22 protein-coding genes are annotated in these 17,638 nt (G+C 33.4%); 7 read left to right on the top strand and 15 right to left on the bottom strand.

Translation table 11 applies throughout. The features are described 5' to 3' along the window. From Q0910_RS06905 to Q0910_RS06890, 4 genes are all read right to left on the bottom strand, one after another. Positions 1-339 (bottom strand): Hpt domain-containing protein, encoded by a 339-nt coding sequence (locus Q0910_RS06905; RefSeq protein WP_299214007.1) that lies wholly within the window; start codon positions 337-339, stop codon positions 1-3. After that, entirely contained in the window at positions 340-951 is a 612-nt protein-coding gene (locus tag Q0910_RS06900; RefSeq protein ID WP_299214004.1) for a fumarylacetoacetate hydrolase family protein, read from the bottom strand. An 18-nt stretch (positions 952-969) separates the two neighbouring features. Then, positions 970-1,749 carry a 3'-5' exonuclease gene (locus Q0910_RS06895; protein ID WP_299214001.1) on the bottom strand — a complete coding sequence of 260 codons (780 nt, stop codon included), beginning with the start codon at positions 1,747-1,749 and terminating at the stop codon, positions 970-972. 81 nt (positions 1,750-1,830) lie between these two features. Continuing rightward, the gene (locus tag Q0910_RS06890; protein WP_299213998.1) at positions 1,831-2,514 is read right to left on the bottom strand and encodes a metal-dependent transcriptional regulator; all 684 of its coding nucleotides are present in this window, start codon (positions 2,512-2,514) and stop codon (positions 1,831-1,833) included. 51 nt (positions 2,515-2,565) lie between these two features. On the opposite strand from Q0910_RS06890, the gene Q0910_RS06885 reads away from it, so the two are divergent. From Q0910_RS06885 to Q0910_RS06860, 6 genes are all read left to right on the top strand, one after another. After that, positions 2,566-3,360, top strand: coding sequence for a transporter (locus Q0910_RS06885; RefSeq protein ID WP_299213995.1), 795 nt, complete (start codon positions 2,566-2,568; stop codon positions 3,358-3,360). A 40-nt stretch (positions 3,361-3,400) separates the two neighbouring features. Continuing rightward, the gene (locus tag Q0910_RS06880; RefSeq protein ID WP_299213992.1) at positions 3,401-4,315 is read left to right on the top strand and encodes a zinc ABC transporter substrate-binding protein; all 915 of its coding nucleotides are present in this window, start codon (positions 3,401-3,403) and stop codon (positions 4,313-4,315) included. Further along, positions 4,315-5,052, top strand: coding sequence for a metal ABC transporter ATP-binding protein (locus Q0910_RS06875; protein ID WP_299213990.1), 738 nt, complete (start codon positions 4,315-4,317; stop codon positions 5,050-5,052). The genes Q0910_RS06880 and Q0910_RS06875 overlap by 1 nt, the downstream gene beginning before the upstream one ends. A gap of 163 nt (positions 5,053-5,215) precedes the next feature. After that, a complete protein-coding gene (locus Q0910_RS06870; RefSeq protein ID WP_299213987.1) occupies positions 5,216-6,346 on the top strand; it encodes a metal ABC transporter permease in 1,131 nt (376 codons plus the stop codon). Then, positions 6,339-7,502, top strand: coding sequence for a metal ABC transporter permease (locus tag Q0910_RS06865; RefSeq protein ID WP_299213984.1), 1,164 nt, complete (start codon positions 6,339-6,341; stop codon positions 7,500-7,502). Before Q0910_RS06870 ends, Q0910_RS06865 begins: the two co-directional genes overlap by 8 nt. Before the next feature lie 74 nt (positions 7,503-7,576). Beyond that, on the top strand, positions 7,577-8,248 hold the full coding sequence (locus tag Q0910_RS06860; protein ID WP_299213981.1) for a hypothetical protein: 672 nt from the start codon (positions 7,577-7,579) through the stop codon (positions 8,246-8,248). Positions 8,249-8,738: 490 nt separating this feature from the next. Here Q0910_RS06860 and Q0910_RS06855 read toward each other — a convergent pair whose 3' ends face one another. The 7 genes from Q0910_RS06855 to Q0910_RS06825 form a co-directional block, all read right to left on the bottom strand. Next, complete coding sequence (locus tag Q0910_RS06855) at positions 8,739-9,569, bottom strand: DUF2306 domain-containing protein (protein ID WP_299213978.1); 831 nt, start codon at positions 9,567-9,569, stop codon at positions 8,739-8,741. A gap of 107 nt (positions 9,570-9,676) precedes the next feature. Further along, a complete protein-coding gene (locus Q0910_RS06850; protein ID WP_299213975.1) occupies positions 9,677-10,156 on the bottom strand; it encodes a hypothetical protein in 480 nt (159 codons plus the stop codon). A 56-nt stretch (positions 10,157-10,212) separates the two neighbouring features. After that, positions 10,213-10,890, bottom strand: coding sequence for a DUF4386 domain-containing protein (locus tag Q0910_RS06845; protein ID WP_299213972.1), 678 nt, complete (start codon positions 10,888-10,890; stop codon positions 10,213-10,215). A 95-nt stretch (positions 10,891-10,985) separates the two neighbouring features. Further along, on the bottom strand, positions 10,986-11,528 hold the full coding sequence (locus Q0910_RS06840; RefSeq protein ID WP_299213969.1) for a DUF2807 domain-containing protein: 543 nt from the start codon (positions 11,526-11,528) through the stop codon (positions 10,986-10,988). Continuing rightward, a complete protein-coding gene (locus tag Q0910_RS06835) occupies positions 11,515-11,895 on the bottom strand; it encodes a GntR family transcriptional regulator (protein ID WP_299213966.1) in 381 nt (126 codons plus the stop codon). The genes Q0910_RS06840 and Q0910_RS06835 overlap by 14 nt, the downstream gene beginning before the upstream one ends. Positions 11,896-11,897: 2 nt before the next feature. Further along, entirely contained in the window at positions 11,898-12,650 is a 753-nt protein-coding gene (locus Q0910_RS06830; protein ID WP_299213963.1) for a hypothetical protein, read from the bottom strand. Next, positions 12,634-13,485 carry an ABC transporter ATP-binding protein gene (locus Q0910_RS06825; RefSeq protein WP_299213960.1) on the bottom strand — a complete coding sequence of 284 codons (852 nt, stop codon included), beginning with the start codon at positions 13,483-13,485 and terminating at the stop codon, positions 12,634-12,636. The genes Q0910_RS06830 and Q0910_RS06825 overlap by 17 nt, the downstream gene beginning before the upstream one ends. Before the next feature lie 327 nt (positions 13,486-13,812). Here Q0910_RS06825 and Q0910_RS06820 point away from each other — a divergent pair, with 327 nt between their 5' ends. Beyond that, a complete protein-coding gene (locus tag Q0910_RS06820) occupies positions 13,813-14,895 on the top strand; it encodes a serine hydrolase domain-containing protein (protein ID WP_299213957.1) in 1,083 nt (360 codons plus the stop codon). 155 nt (positions 14,896-15,050) lie between these two features. Here the strand turns inward: Q0910_RS06820 and Q0910_RS06815 are convergent, their stop codons facing one another. The 4 genes from Q0910_RS06815 to Q0910_RS06800 all read right to left on the bottom strand — a co-directional run bounded on the left by Q0910_RS06815 (position 15,051) and on the right by Q0910_RS06800 (position 17,632). After that, positions 15,051-15,761: a metallophosphoesterase gene (locus Q0910_RS06815; protein ID WP_299213954.1), complete on the bottom strand. Its 711-nt coding sequence runs from the start codon at positions 15,759-15,761 to the stop codon at positions 15,051-15,053. 59 nt (positions 15,762-15,820) lie between these two features. Next, a complete protein-coding gene (locus Q0910_RS06810) occupies positions 15,821-16,300 on the bottom strand; it encodes a hypothetical protein (RefSeq protein ID WP_299213951.1) in 480 nt (159 codons plus the stop codon). A 100-nt stretch (positions 16,301-16,400) separates the two neighbouring features. Beyond that, positions 16,401-16,613 carry a hypothetical protein gene (locus Q0910_RS06805; protein ID WP_299213948.1) on the bottom strand — a complete coding sequence of 71 codons (213 nt, stop codon included), beginning with the start codon at positions 16,611-16,613 and terminating at the stop codon, positions 16,401-16,403. A 77-nt stretch (positions 16,614-16,690) separates the two neighbouring features. Then, positions 16,691-17,632 (bottom strand): peptidase, encoded by a 942-nt coding sequence (locus Q0910_RS06800; RefSeq protein WP_299213945.1) that lies wholly within the window; start codon positions 17,630-17,632, stop codon positions 16,691-16,693. Between the last annotated feature and the right edge of the window lie 6 nt (positions 17,633-17,638).

The following is a 17,638-nucleotide window of genomic DNA, read 5'->3' as shown; positions in this document are numbered from 1 at the left end:
TTATTGAAAGTCGGCTTTCAGGTCTTCGATAGCACCATTAACTGTAGTAACGATATGATTTAATATAGGCTCTATTTCCGATTGCTTTTTACCAGATTTAGACCAGGCTTCTACTTGTTTTATCTCTTTTAAAAGATCAATACCAAACAACTGAAGATTAGGTTTCATTTTATGCGCAAATTGGTATGCAGTTTTGGGATCATTGTTTCTAACCGCCTGTCCCATACTATCCAAATCGGGAGGTATCTCTTCTAAAAATGTTTGCACTAATACTGTTATAAATTCATCGTCTCCACCGGACAATTCATTCACACTTTCTAAGCTATACCCTTTGCTCATCTATTTAATTCTTATTGAAAAAATTTGTTGCTTCTCTATAAAACCAGTTAGTGTATCCTCTGCCTCTACAGCTCCAACTCCAGCCGGTGTTCCCGTAAAGATAACATCTCCTATCTTTAAAGTAAAATATTTTGACACATATTCTATCAATTCATCAATTTTCCAAAGCATAAACCTTGTGTTCCCTTTTTGAACGGTCTCTGCATTTTTTTCTAAATGAAAATTAATATTATTCACATCCGGAAAATCTTCTTTGGACATCCAATTCCCTATAACAGCGGCTCCATCAAAAGCTTTAGCCTTTTCCCACGGCAATCCTTTAGACTTCAGTTTGCTCTGTAAATCTCGTGCTGTAAAATCAATTCCAAGCCCAATTTCATTATAATATTTATGTGCAAATTTTCGATCAATATGCTTTCCAACCTTTTTGATTTTGACTAAAATTTCCACCTCATGATGTACATCATCAGAAAAATCCGGAATAAAAAAAGGCTGCTTTTTTAACAGAATCGCTGTATCCGGTTTCATGAAAACCACAGGATCTGTTGGTTTCTCGTTTTCTAATTCTTCGATATGATCCGTATAATTGCGACCTATACAAATAAGCTTCATAATAAGTAATAAAAAGAATTAAAGTTTAAGACTATTATTTAATTTACGTAGCCTTACAGCCGTAAGAACTTTCTTTGTATATAAAGGAAAATCTGCATTCTGAAGCCATCCGAAATATCCTGGTTCGTCCTCCATGATCTTTTCTACCAATTTACCTTTATGTTTTCCAAAAGAGAAGATTTCTCTTCCTTCTTCATCATACGCTATAAAACCAGCAAAATCTGCAAATTGTTTTCTGGAACTAAATTCAGCAAGAAACTTAGTATCATTCTCTAACTCAGGATACCTATCCAATTGTGCTTTGAGAACTTCATATGTTGCATTCGTATCGGCCTCTGCAGAATGTGCATTCTCTAAATCTTTATCACAATAAAATTTATAGGCAGCAGCTAAGGTTCTCTTTTCCATTTTATGAAAAATAGTTTGCACATCTACTGCCACGGTACTTTTCATATCAAAATCTAAATCAGCTCTTAACAATTCTTCTGCCAACAAAGGAATATCGAAACGATTAGAATTAAATCCTCCCAGATCACATCCTTTAATCATTTCACTAACCTTACTTGCTAATTGCTTAAAAGTAGGCTCATTAGCTACTTTTTCATTCGTAATTCCGTGTACCTCGGTAGTCTCTGGTGGAATTGGCATCTCTGGATTGACTAGCCATGTTTTGCTTTCCTTGTTTCCATTAGGAAAAACTTTAAGGATAGAGATTTCTACGATTCGATCTTTAGAAATATTAATACCGGTTGTTTCCAGATCAAAAAAACAGATCGGTCTTTTTAAATTAAGCTCCATAAATTGATTGTGTGATTCAAAGATAACAGGTATATCTTATAAACCCTTATAGTGTTACTTTTTTTAACATTTATTCGTGCATTATATTACCTTCACAAAAACATTATCAGCAAATTTCCTGGTCACTGTTTCTTCTATATTATTAAACTGAATTTTTATAGAACTATCGAACTCTCTTACTTCCAGCACTTTTATCTCACTACTTAATGCCAAACCAATTTCGGATACATATTTAAGAAATGTTACGGAAGCATCATTTACAGAAACTAACTGACAAACGGCTCCTTCTTCTAATGAAGATAATGTAATTTTTGGTAATACAGAATATTCCCCATCTGCATTTGGAATTACTTCTCCATGAGGATCTTTAGTAGGAAAATCCATAAAACGATCCAACTCATTAATTAATTTATGAGATTTTATATGTTCTAATTGTTCAGCAACCTCATGAACTTCATCCCAACTGAAATTTAAATAATTACAAAGAAATGTTTCCCACAATCTATGTTTTCTTATGAGACGAACTGCTATAGACTTTCCTTCTTCTGTAAGTTCTAACTTACCATATTTCTCACTAGCAACATACTTCTTAGCTTTTAGCTTTTTAATCATGTTATTTGTTGAGGCAGGAGAAACTTTTAGATAATCCGCCAGTTGATTGTTCCCTACTTTAGCAGACCCACCTTCTACAAGTAACTGAAAAAGAGCTTTTAAATAATCTTCTTCGCTTTTTGTTAAATTATTCAAATTTAATTTGTTAGTCATAACTAACTTTTTTAGTTTTGCATCATTAATAAAACAAAAGTACTAAACCTAATGCAAATACGCAGAATCATCTTACTTACTTTTTTGAGTTGTCTAAGCTTCAACTCTATTTTTTCTCAGGAAACCAACAAACCTGGAACCTTAGTTACCGATCGACCTGATCAAACTGAATCTCCTACTTTAGTGCCAAAAGGATATTTACAAATAGAAACTGGGGCTTTTTATGAAGATGCTGGAGAAGATGCTTTCAAACAAAAAACCACTACCTTTAATACAACATTACTCAGATACGGATTATTAGACAATCTAGAACTAAGAGTAGGATGGGATTTTGCAGAAACTAAAACCGAAATTAATGGTACAGATCTAGATGATATAGAAAGTGGATTATCACCATTACTATTGGGAGCAAAAGTAGGAATTACTGAAGAAAAAGGGTGGTTACCAGAAATAGGAATTCTTGGACACCTATATTTACCATTTACAGCTGGGAATGATTTTAGACCGGAAACTACAGGAGTAGATTTTAGATTTTCGTTTGCACACACACTTAGTGAAAAATCAAGTTTTTCTTATAATCTAGGAGCGGCTTGGGGTAATGATTCACCAGAAGCAGCATATGTGTACACAGTTGTTTATGGATACAGCATCACAGATAACTTAGGTGTATATGCAGAACTATATGGAGATTTTCCAGAAGATAGCAGTGCTAATCACCTTTGGGATGCAGGTTTTACTTATTTATTAAGTGATTCAATACAATTAGATGCTACTGTTGGATCTGGAATTACCGATGGACAAAATTTATTACTGAGCGCAGGTATTAGCGTAAGATTACCAAACTAATTACTTTTCAATTTTTGAAAGTGAAAAACAAAATAATAGAATGAAAAAGATAGTATTAATACTGATAGTTTCAACATTTCTTTTTTCTTGTAAACAAGAACCAAAAGATCCTAACAAAAAACTGAATGTAGTTACTACTACAACAATGATCACAGATCTTGTAGAAAATATTGGAGGTGATTTAATTACAGTACAAGGATTAATGGGTTCTGGAGTAGATCCTCATTTATACAAAGCCAGTGAAGGAGATGTTACAAAATTAGTAAATGCTGACGTTATCTTCTACAATGGACTGCATCTGGAAGGCAAACTGGTAGAGGTATTTGAAAAAATGGGGAGTCAAAATATAAAAACTGTTGCGGTTGGAGAAGTTTTAGACAAAAGTATCCTTATCGGTTCTGATTACTTTGCTTCTAACTATGATCCCCATATCTGGTTTAGCGTTAAAAACTGGAAACAAGTTGCAGCCTTTACTATCGAAAAACTAAAGGAATTAGATCCTAAAAACGCGATAGCTTTTGAAACCAATGGGAAAGCATATCTAGAAAAACTAGACATACTTGAAGCAAAACTTAAAGGAATCATAGAAACATTACCTAAAGAAAAAAGAATATTAGTAACGGCTCACGATGCTTTTAGTTATTTTGGGAAAGAATATGAGTTTAACGTAGTTGGCCTACAAGGACTATCTACAGCTACAGAAGCTGGCGTACAAGACGTACAGAAGTTAGCAACTTTCATTATAGAAAACGAAGTAAAAGCTATTTTTGTTGAGACATCAGTTCCTAAACGCACCATTGAAGCGTTACAGGCGGCTGTAAAATCAAAAGATCACGAGGTAATTATCGGAGGAACTTTATATTCTGACGCACTTGGAAATCCAGGAACTATAGAAGGAACATATATCGGAATGTTTGAATACAATGTTAATACAATTGTAAATGCTTTGAAGTAATGAAAAACAAAATCGCTGTACAGATAGATGACCTTACTGTTGCTTATAACTATAAACCGGTATTATGGGATATTGACCTTGCCATTCCGGAAGGTGTTCTAATGGCTATTGTTGGGCCCAATGGTGCTGGGAAATCTACCTTAATCAAATCGGTTTTAGACATCATTAAACCTATTGCAGGAAGCGTAAAAATATATGATAAGCCATATAGGAAGCAACGATCTCTTGTCGCATATGTACCACAGAAAGGGAGTGTGGATTGGGATTTCCCTACCACAGCTCTGGATGTAGTAATGATGGGGACTTATGGAAGTTTAGGCTGGATTAAAAGACCCGGACAAAAGCAAAAAAAGGAAGCTCTTGAAGCTTTAGAAAAAGTAGGTATGCTTGCCTTTAAAAGTCGACAAATTAGTCAGCTTTCCGGAGGACAACAGCAACGTATTTTCTTAGCCAGAGCATTGGTCCAAAATGCATCTATTTATTTTATGGATGAACCGTTTCAAGGAGTAGATGCTACCACAGAAAAAGCAATAATAAACATTCTAAAAGAATTAAGAAAAGCGGGAAAAACAGTAATCGTAGTGCATCACGACCTACAGACAGTCCCGGAATATTTTGATTGGGTAACTTTTCTCAATGTAAAAAAGATAGCAACCGGACCTGTCAAAGATATTTTTAATGATGACAACCTTACCAAAACTTATGGTATTAATTATAAGGTAAGTGTACAACAGTAATAGTTGTTAGTTGTTAGTTGTTAGTTGTTAGTTGTTAGTTGTTAGTTGTTAGTTGTTAGTAAAAACTACAAAAAATTATTTTAATGGAAGATGTGAAAATTAATTTTGAAAATTTAACCGTATATCAAAAAGCACTGGACTCTAAAGACTAAAGACTTTTATTATGGATATTCTAGAATACATAGAACTTGTTTTTACAGATTACACCCTTCGCACAATTACGTTAGGAACCGCTGTTTTGGGAGCAATCTGTGGTATGTTAGGCAGTTTTGCTGTACTAAGAAAACAAAGCCTTCTAGGAGACGCAATTTCACATGCTGCTTTACCGGGTATCGCAATTGCTTTTTTAATCATTGGAGCAAAAAACAGTAATGCTTTTTTATTAGGCGCTCTGATTAGCGGTTTAATTGGGAGTTTTTGGATTAGAGGAATCATTAGAAAAACACACCTCAAATCTGATACCGCATTAGGATTAATTCTTTCCTTATTTTTTGGTTTTGGGATGCTTTTACTTACTTATATTCAAAAACTACCAAATGCTAATCAAGCTGGTTTAGAAAACTATCTTTTCGGGCAGGCAGCGACACTTTTAGAGAGTGATGTTTGGATGATGTCTCTGGTAACAGGAATATGCCTTATCGTTTTACTACTCTTTTGGAAAGAACTTAAGATATCACTTTTTGATTCTGATTACACCAAAACTTTAGGCTTTAATATTAAATTTCTAGACATTCTGATCACTACATTTATCGTTGTTGCTATCGTGTTAGGTTTACAAACAGTTGGTGTTGTTCTAATGAGTGCTATGATTCTGGCTCCTGCCGCGGCAGCGCGTCAATGGACTAATAGCTTATCAATAATGGTTATTCTTGCAGCGATCTTTGGTGCCTTTTCTGGAGTTATTGGAACAGCCATAAGCGCTAGTCATAACAACCTTTCTACAGGACCCGTGATTGTATTGGTTGCAGCTGTCTTTGTATTGGTTTCCTTTATATTTTCTCCAGGTCGTGGATTATTATTTAGGGAAATTCGCTTTAGAAAAAACAGAAATGATCTACAACTACATAAAACACTTTCTTTCATGTATAATATAGTTAAAGATCATGAAGATATTTCACATCCACATGCTATTAAAATATTGAATAATTTTCAAGGGTTTACCAAAAAGTCTTTACAAAAACTAGAAGATAAAGATTATGTCACAATCGAAGGTAATATGTGGTCTCTAACAACATCAGGATATGAAACTGCGGCTAATCTATATAATCAATTAACACAGACAGAAGATGAGTAGTGCACAGATAGAAATACAGTTGATTGCAAGCTTAGTAGCGATTGCCTGTGCTATTCCTGGTACATTTTTAGTACTGCGAAAGATGGCTTTGATTACAGATGCTATTAGTCATTCTATTTTACCAGGAATTGTGATTGGATTTTTTATCACACATGATCTTTCTTCTCCCCTACTGATTCTTCTTGCCGCCTTTAGCGGAGTGCTTACAGTAGTGTTGGTGGAATTCATTCAAAAAACCGGATTAGTCAAAGAGGATACAGCGATTGGACTAGTTTTTCCAGCTATGTTTAGTATCGGAGTTATTATGATTGCGCAGAATGCTAATGATATACATCTTGATATAGATGCAGTGCTATTGGGAGAACTTGCTTTTGCACCATTCGACAGACTTATTATAGGTGGTACAGATATGGGTCCAAAATCCTTGTGGATTATTGGCACCATATTATTAGTTACTCTAGGATTGCTTTTTGCTTTTTTTAAAGAATTAAAAGTTAGTACATTCGATGCGGGTCTTGCAGCTGCCTTAGGATTATCGCCTGTTGTGATGCATTATGGGTTAATGACTGTAGCATCTATCACTACTGTTGGAGCTTTTGATGCGGTTGGAGCTATTTTAGTCATTGCTTTTATGATTGCGCCGGCTGCTATCGCATATCTACTAACCAATAATCTTAAAAAGATGTTACTGTTAGCCTGTATATTTGGCGTAATCGCTGCTATAGCAGGATATTGGTTAGCACACGGTTTAGATACTTCTATTTCGGGATCAATGACTAGTGTACTAGGCATTCTATTTCTGGCAGTATACTTATTTGCTCCTAGTAAAGGATATTTTTCTGTATTATATCGTCAAAGACAACAACGTATCGAAGTTTCATTGCTTACATTTCTATTACACTTAGGAAATCATGCAGATGACGAAACAGAAAGACATGTAAAACATCTAAATGAGCATATTAATTGGCAAAAAGTAAAATCGAAATCAGTTTTAGATCTAGCCTTAAAAAATAATATGATCGAAATTGATAATAATGTCGTGTCATTAACCGAAAAAGGGCAACATTTCACTACAGAAGCTATTGATTATATTGTAACTAACAAAAACTCTGAAATTGAAAACATGAAGGATCGATTTTTCCTATTTAGAGGATAGAATAAAAGTTTACATCGTGTATTTTCAATTCTAAGTTAAGAAAAACAAATTCTTTACCTTTAAGCAAAAAGAAGATGATATCAATTCTTAAAACCTATTGCAATATTACTGTATGTACAATATTGCTATTTGGTATCACAACAGTTTGTGCACAAGAAAAACCAGTACGCTTGATTGAGGATGTTCAAAAAAAACGTACAATTATTTATGTACAAAATGACACAGACTCAGACAAAAGTGTTTTTCTAAAAATAAACCCTATAGGTTATCGCAGAAGTGCACAACGACCAATCATCAAAAACATTCCCGCTAACAGTAAAGTACAAATGATTATTTTAATTCCGCTTACGGATGTAGCATCTTCTTATACTTATAATCTTATTGTTAATGAAGAATTAGAAAACATGGAGGTTGATAGAGCAAAAGGACCAAAAAAGGAAGCTCCTCTTTCTTCCATACTAAAATCTGAAATTATAATATTTACCAAAGAAGGTTGTGAAAAATGTCAATTACTTATAACCAAATTGCAGCTAGATCACGTAAAATTCAGAGAAATTAACATTAATAGTAAGAGTAGATATGTAGATTATCTCTGGAAATTATTAAACGATAAAGGATATAACAAAACAACTGCCCAACTCCCTTTATCACTAAAACAAGGTGAATTAATTCATCCAATTGGTAATATTGATGATTTCGTTTCTTCAGTCTCTAAAAAACACATAGATAGCAACATTAAAATATAGCTGGGTCTACATAATTTTAAAAATATAAATTCTACTAAAAAAAAGAGCGCAAGGCAGATTTCTATTTTTGCGTGAAGGGTTATTGTGAAAATCCCCTAGCATGACCTTTTTTATGGCAAAGTTTTAGAAATTACAGGGAAAAGCCTGGCCCTTGTCGTCACATCCAAATCCAGAAAAGGGAATTATGTCATACACCCGATTAAACCTTTCTTGATTATTCTAAATCTAACAAGCAAGAAAGGCTTATTATTTAGCACATAACCTGAGTTCGATATAAAGAAAGGTGTAGGTAGCACCTAATTGCTTTTAATTATGAATTTTATATTTCCTCTCCTTCTGAGAGAGCCTGCCTGACAGCATAGGCAGGGATTAAGTTGAGGGCTTTTATTATGAAAACCCCTCATCCTAACCTTCTCCCCAAGGAGAAGGAACTCCTTTAGATAGTAAAGCACTGAACAACATTAATATCGAACTCAGATTAATATATTTGTTACAATCGAGGCAACCACATTCCCATAGTTGCAGCAAAAACTCCGATTCCTGTGAGTACGGCAAGTATTAGAAGAAAAGCAGACATGATAGCCTTAACCGGAGTACTCTTTTTTTCTTTCGCATAGAGATACATTTCTAGGATAATAAGAGGTATTACGTATTGTCCAATCCCAAGAAAAGTAAGAAATGGTCCTCTAAATGTTTCTGGATCAAAGCCTACTGGTTCGCCATGAATAAAAAGCCACAACATTAATCCAATTCTAAAGAACCAAACTCCATTCACTACCAAGAATAAACGTAATGCCCAACGACGATGCGAATCAAATTTACGTGCAACTGCAGTACGCCAGGCTAGCGCCGCAAAAAGCATAATAAGAACTCCATTAAAACTCACACTGATATCACCAACAAGTCCGCTAATCGTTCCTTTTGTAATCACCATATAAACACCGCTAAAACTTATCACAAAAGCAGTTAGGATATACAATCGTCCATTCCAGCGATGAAATGAGCGAGCCCGATTTCTGATTTGAGGAACAAACTGAAGTGGCCCGCCGACCATCATAATAACCGCCAGCAAAAGATGTATCGCAACTGCTACATTTCCCATAGTTTCACCAGGAGTGTATCCATGAGGTAGCACACGATTCCATTTCATAAAGTCGCCATCTATAGCAGCGCCTCCATAAAAAGCAGTGACATAATATGCAAAGATCCATTGCCCTATTACTGCGATTATAAACCAAAATTGAACTGAGATGTTCAAGGTTTTATTGGCCCATACATTAGAGTTTTTTAAAGTGCTCACGGCACTGGTAGTAGAATTCATAACTGTTCGTTTTTTGATCCTGATTACTCAGGATGAATTGATGATTGATTTTGATTGATGATGAATTGATTTTTTACACTGTTATAGCAAAAAATCAGATGATATTATTAATCCAGACTTTGGATGTGTTCTATAGATTTAAACTTGAAAAGTGCTTTTATATAGCTCCTCCAGACGTACACCCACGGAATAACAATAAGATCGATGGGAATTGCTATCAAAAATGGTTTTAGAAGTCCTTCTGAAATTGGATCTAATGTATCCATAGACCACATAGGATATGCAATCCCTATCAGCCAAACAGATTTATAAAATAGCTGTAATAATAGTAAGGGAAACATTTTTAGAGGAAATCTAACTCCTAATCCCATTAATACTGAATAAGCCGCCCAAAAACTATAGGTTACTCCATCGTAGGCTCCCCAGGTTTCACTGGGATTGATGATTTCTGACCAGGTGGAATACCCTAACGAAAGAAAAGTCAATAGATACAATGCTCTCATAAGTAATAATTGAAGTTTCGAAACTTCTCTACCTGCATTAAGATCTCGTTTCACAAAGTCTTTAATGAAATGTTTTAGATTCATAACTGTTCGTTTTTTAGTCCACCTTAGACGGACTGATTGATGATAATTTATTTGATTTAAACCGTTTCTTGAAGTTTGTAAGATCCATTAAAACCCCTGATGATGAGCCAGGTTATAAACATCAATTGACTGATTGCCATTGGCATGTACAAATACATAGACCCTGCACCAAAAATTGTCCATAGTACATTTACAAAAATTAAGATGGCTGAAAAAAAGCATAAGACTGACAAAATTCTAGGAACAAATTTTGACATATACATTAAATAATAAAAGATAGAAAGTGGAATACTGGCAACGAGTAAATCCATCATATGAACCCATCCTCTGGTTCCTTTTAATATATTTCCTATAGCTTCAAGATTATTCGTGTCCTGTACTCCTAATTTTAAATATTGTTCACTAAAAGATACTAATGAAAGTATGATGGTATTGTCTAAAATACTTATCACGAAAAGAATAACACTAAAGCTTAGGTACCAAAACGCAAATCCTCTGTGAAGTTTTTTAAAAGTTGAAAAAAGCATAATTGCTACACCAACACCTATTGTTTTAGTAATGATAAGAAGAAGTACCGAAACTAATACTTGATTGGTGTTTTCTGAAATTTTTGTAATAAAATCTGACGTAAATATTAAAGGTCCTAACAAAGAAACATTAATCAGGATTCCTATAGCCATTTGTACCAGAAGTAAAATACCTGTGGTTCTTCCGAGTTTTTTGATTGAATACATAACTGTTCGTTTTTTAGTTCACCTTAAGCGAACTGATTGATGATTGATTTGATTGATAATGAATTATTGGTGTTTTATACGCTATTTTTATATGATTAGTTTGAAAAATTAATTTCTTTAGAATTGCCTTTTAGTTTTATGTTAGCATCAGAGGTAGTTTTGCATTTTACCAACTCATACGTCACTTCTAAATCACCTGTACTTTCTCCTCTAAATTCAAGTATTAATTCTTTTCCGGTTACTATTCCTATAGTTTTAAAATGTGCTGTGGACCTAACTTTTACAGAATCCAAATGATGATTAGAAATAAATACTTTGATGGTATCATCTGTATTGATACTTTTTATTTTCTCAATCATTAAGGTTCCCTGATTCACTTTTGTTTTGATATGAGGTATAAAGTTTTCCGGAGCTTCAATAGTAACTTGTGTTATACTATCCTGTTTAAAATACACCCTCATGTTGTCCCGTACATCTATACTTATAAAATCAGAAATCTTTCTTGTTTCGGATATGACAGAACCGGCTTCTTCAATTACTCCATTTCTCACATAATTATGCGTAGAAAACTGAAGTACCGTAAAATAAAGAAAGATAGCTCCCAGCGCACCTAACAGAATCAGATTACTTCTTTTCATCATCTATATTGTTTATATTTTGATCATATGTGTTTTTAAACTCTTCAAACTTTATATCTAGTAATCTCATTTTTTTAACCACATCTGGTAATATCTCCTCCATAAATTCTTTTCTTTTAATATCAAGTACTGTTTGATATCCATTTTCGGAAACGAAATACCCTATTCCTCTTTTATTATAAATCACCTTTTCATCCTGAAGATGATTAAAAGCCCGTATGGCCGTATTTGGATTTACTTCTACCATAACAGCAATTTCTCTTACAGACGGTATCCTTTCATCTTCTTTCCACTTTCTGGCAAGAATATTTTCATAAAAGAAATCCACGATTTGTAGATAAATAGGTTTGCTGTTATCAAAATCCATACTTACACCTCTTTTTCTACCATCTTACAATAGGCTACAAAAAGCATTACCGGTCCTAAAAGTCCAACAAAAAATAGCATCCCAAATACCGAAAAATCACTTTGAGCCAAACCAAAGGCTTCAGAAGCTAATGCACTTCCTGGCAGCACATCATACCTAAAATTAAGCATTGTAAATAGTATGAGATTATAGATAATTACTCCAAAAAACACCAAGACAAAAACCAATAATGTTTTACCTATTCTATTCTTTTTAAATGCCAAAGCACCCACAAGAAAAACTGGTTGAATGATGCAATAGAACATCGCAAACCCCAGATACTCTCCAGAAAATATTGGAAGCAGGTGAAAATCAGTACCAAAAAGAATGCCTCCAGTTAGTATAGCAAATTGTCCTACCAAAAAGCTAAGAATTGAAAACACTATTGTATACAAAATAGTCGTTGAAAACCAAATGGCAGCCATCCTCTCGTACACAGAAACCGGCAGCACAAAATATAAATGATTGGCTTTAGGATCGTGGGATTCTTTACAAATAGAAAATGTAAGCAATACACCTAACGGAATATAAAACAACCCAAAAACATTGGTAAACTCTCCTACAGATATGCGATAATCTTCTCTTAGATTAATTAAGAAAAAAACAAAAAGAATAGCACTGACCACCATCAAAGCAGTACTTATACTACTCTTCCTGATGGTTAGATCTCTGCGAATAAAATGATAGATCCTTCTATAATTAAATTGATGCATCATGATACCTCTTTTTTAGCACTTGGTTTATTCTATCTGATTCATTAAGCACAGCATTAAATAACAACTCCAGATCTACATCTGTTTCATCTTTATCTAGCTTTGGCAAAACCGCCTTTCCTCCTAATGATGGTTCATCATAGATAATAGCATGCTTATCTTTTTCTGTAGGTTTACCAAACCAAAGATGTTCTGAAACTTCAAAAAGTGATTCATCAAAGACTATTTTAGATTGATCCAGTATCATTAAGTGATTGATCAGGCTGTGTAAATCCCTAACTTGATGCGTGGCTATCACAATGCACTTCCCTTGATCCGCAACCCTAGCTATTATTTTTCTGAACTGACTTTTGGATGGAATATCAAGTCCATTGGTAGGCTCATCCATTAATAATAATTTTGTATTGGTTGCAATCCCAAAAGCTATTAATACTTTTTTCTTTTGACCAAACGACAAGGTTGCGATATTCTCATCTGGAGAAAGATGAAATTCTTTTATCAACTCATAAAATTGCTCTTTGGAAAACTGCGGATAAAAAACAGAATTCACTTCTTCATACTTAGAAATTTTTAACGCTGCTAACTCAAAATCCTCCGGAATGAAGAACACTTCTTGAAGACATCTAATATGTTTCCGAGATACATTCTCTCCAAAAACCTGACAAGATCCACTTTTTGGAAATAGTAATCCTGTCATGATTTTCATTAGAGTACTTTTTCCTTCACCATTTCTACCAAACAACCCATAAATATTTCCTGAATCAAAGTTCAGTGATACATCATTAAGGATTGTTTTACTTTTTGGATAGTAAAATTTTAGGTTCTGAATTTTAATCATAACTAGTGTATTAGTTATCTAGTACACCTCAAAATTAACTAAATCAACTTATTAAACAAATTTTTTGATGATTTTTTTTGACTTAAATGAAAACATGCCTAATGACATGGTTATTGAGAAAGACTTTGCACCGAGATATTTATTCTTGAAATAGATTAAATTAATAACACTTCAGATCTTTCATAATTAGAAAGTGGATCACTATTCGTCGTGTTTAATCTGAACTTGTATAAACTAAAAATAATGTAATTCGACCTCATTTTGTAACTCAATCCCTTTTTTCATCGTCCAAGTAAATAATTGAACAATTATTTATACAGAAAAAAAATGAAACTTACATCCTTTTTGAATTACCTGCTAATAACGCTGATCATATTAGCTTCAGGACATCAGTCCACCAACGCACAAACACTTGAAGCTAAGATTGATAGCTTACTTTATACAAAATATGAAACAATGGCTCCAGGAGCAGTTTTTTTGGTAGCAAAGAATGGAAATATAATCTATCGAAAAGCATTTGGTAAATCAAATCTTGAACTAAATACTCGTATGCAACCAGAAAATGTTTTCGAAATAGGTTCTATGACAAAACAATTTACAGCGATAGCTATTTTAATGCTAATGGAAAAAGGCAAATTGAGCTTGGATGATGATATTACAAAATACATTCCGGATTATCCTACTAATGGAAAAACGATAACAATTCATCATTTATTAAATCATACTTCTGGTATTAAAAGTTTCACTCGAATAAAAGCTTTAAAGGATATTGCTAGAAAAGACTTGACACCGATCGAACTCATAGACTTCTTTAAAAATGAACCTATGGATTTTAATCCGGGAGAACAGTACAAATACAATAATTCTGGCTATATCATTTTAGGGTATATTATAGAATCCATATCCAAACAAAGTTACGCCAGTTTCATTGAAGAACATATATTCAAAAAACTAGGTATGAATGCATCTTTATTTGCAAGTCATAACAAAGTTGTGAAAAATCGGGCTTACGGATATCATAAAAAAGAAGAATATATTAACGCAAAATACATAAGCTTTACATTACCATATGCCGCTGGTTCTTTACTATCTAATGTAGATGATATGTTAACATGGCAAGAAGCTCTTAATCACAATCTATTGGTTAGCAAAAATACAGTTGATAAAGCATTTACTAACTATACATTAAACAATGGAAATCCTATAAACTATGGGTATGGGTGGCATATTAAAGAAATAAACGGAACCCTAAGCAGGGAACATGGAGGAAGCATATTTGGATTTAAATCAATGGGAGTGTATCTTCCTCTTGAAGACATATATGTTATAGGGCTAAACAATTGCGATTGTAATTCGCCTACAAAAATTACAAGGGAAATTGCTGGATTAGCTGTTGATACATTTAAATAAATGAACAATAATAAAAATTAAACATCGAAAACTCGAAGCAAAAAACGCATATAAAACAACTTATTAAGCGAAGGTGATAAAAGCTTGTGCTTTTCTTTAACACACTCATAGTATACCAATAAGATTGTCCTAATCCGCTTTTATATAATAACTGGTTAGAATAATACAACTTCTGTATGCATTTGGTCTTTATCTAGTTCAATAATTCTGTAACCGAAAGTGCTACTGTGTACTTTAATTTCATCTGGATCTTTTTCTACTTGATAGGATCCTGCAGGTGTAATGTATTGTGTTATGTTTTTATCACTGCGACGATCTTTCATATGATAATGCCCACAGAAAATGGTAATAGTATTAGGAATTTCCTGTAATAAAGTTTGAATCTTTTCTCTTCCTTTTAATGAAAACCTCTTATCTATGACGGCTGGTATTTCCAAAATAGGGTGATGAATACATAGCAGTATTTTTTTCTGAGTAATCAACTCTGCTTGCAACCATTTCAACTGTTTCTCACTTATGACCTCAGCACTAGAGTCCAAAAAAATGAATTTAAAAAAATCATATTCCTGACAATAAGAAAGCTCTTTAAGATCTTCAGGGAAATCATTTTTGTAATGTTTTATTACTTCAGAAAAATCATCGTGATTACCTAAGGAAATTGATAATTGATAATTTTGTAGAGATTCAAAAAACCAGGCGTTCGATGATTTTTCGCCGATGTCACCTCCATAGATAATATCATTAATATTTCTTGAAGCTACATCTTTTAGAATCGTTTCCCAGTTTTGTCTAGCATCAACCCCAACGCTCTTCGGAAATTCTTCATCTATATGAATATCGGTGATATAAGCTATCTTTTTGATCATACAAGAAATGTAAGCATTTTATATGAAGTTGTTCTACACTAGCTTATTCCCATAAAGTATTAGGCACACTTCGTGCTTAAAACTTTACCTTCCTTTTTAGCTTTAGCATCCATAGCAGCACCGATCGCCAATCCTATAGATATTCCTGTCGTCATTCCGAAAGTCATCCCATAAATCAATCCGTTAGATCCTCCAAAAACTACTCCAAAGGTCATTCCTAAACTCATTCCGATAGACATACCGACACTCATATAAATAGCCATGTAATACCCTTCTGATACCAAAGAGAGTTCTTTTTTTATGTAGTTTGTAAATTCTGTAAGCCTTTTCCCGTAGTATTTTTTTCTGTTTTCTCTTGGTATATCTATATCAAATGCATCCAATTTATCTTCTATAGCTCGCAATTGCTCATCAGACAAATCTCTATTTGCTAACTGCGATAGCATAGTAATGAATTTTTTATACACCCGTACTTCAGATTTCTCATCCGTTTCAGTAACGAGGTTCTTAAAAAATTTAGATGCTTCATTAATAGTCATAGGTGTTCAATTTAGTGTTTAAAATTGTCTGCTACCCAATTAGTATCCAAACCATTCAATTTGTTACAGACGTGATAATAAGAACTGTAGTAAATGATGTTTAGGAAAAACAAAAAAGAATGACTACTACCAACACCCAAAATAAGATTCCAGCATAATAAAATATAATTCCCTGACGTTTTTGTTTTTCAGTTCCTGGTAAATTATACAAATATTGATAACCAACAAACATAACGAATAGTACTCCGAAAAAGAAAATTAAAATTTTATCGGTAAGTGTAAGCTCTGTTTTAGAATCTTTGGAATTATTCACTTCGTTAATTATTTAATTTTCCTAAATAATAGACTTATCCTTCTTTTATCAGTATTAATAACAGTCATCTAGTATTTTTATTTTCTTGCTTTATTAAACTGTTCCACTAATTCTAGTATATCTTGTTCTTCGTATTTACGCGAAAAATGTACCGGAATTGCATTTTCTATGTCACAAGCTTTCATGATTTTACCAGATTTTGAGGCATAAGAATGATAGTTTTTTTCTGCAAATTCCTTGTCCTCATCTTTATAAAAACATTCGATATATACCTCATCACATCCTGAGAATGTTCTTTTAATTTTAGAGTGATTTTCTTCATTAGCTGTGTGATCCAGAATAACTCCCAGCTTCTTACCCTTCTCTACATGAATCAGATGAAATAATTCTTTGGACTTATAAATTTTGCCTTCTATTTCTATTCGCATTTCTTCATCCGTGGTCTCATAAGCATCTTTTAGTTCTCGTACCCACTTTCCTCCTTTTAAACCATCACTTAGCTGAATTTTAGTTTTATCATGAGCTTTAAACAGGTATGCAATCGTATCAGTTTTATGATCGAGAATTTCATACTCGACTACAAACTGTTTTTCCTCAAATACCACAGATGATTTTACTACTTTTTCTTCTTCTTTTCCCCAAATCGGAGGACGTAAAATTGCGGATTTATATTCACCGTCTTTTAGAATCTCTCTTATTTCATATGTTATTGCATCTTTATCAATCAGATTCCAGCAATAACTCTTGATTCTGTTTTGAACTTGATCTATGATTCCTATAGGTCCTGTAATAACCACTTTTCTCTGAATACCAATCTGATGTCTCAGAATCGTATCAAAATTCACAAAATGGTCGATATGGGTATGACTTATAAAGATTGCATTAGTGTTCATACATTCTTTTACACTCAAGTTTTTTGCCTCACCACAATCAATTATATAACTAAAGGGATGGTTATCGACTTTTATAAGGATACAGATATCCTCATCTGGCGCGCTTTTAATTTCTGCATTGAACATCTTTTA

It is taken from the genome of uncultured Aquimarina sp. (assembly GCF_947495315.1).
In the GTDB taxonomy this organism is placed as follows: Bacteria; Bacteroidota; Bacteroidia; order Flavobacteriales; family Flavobacteriaceae; genus Aquimarina.
Note: the sequence above shows the minus strand (reverse complement) of the source record. Positions and strands in the feature narration are given on the sequence as shown.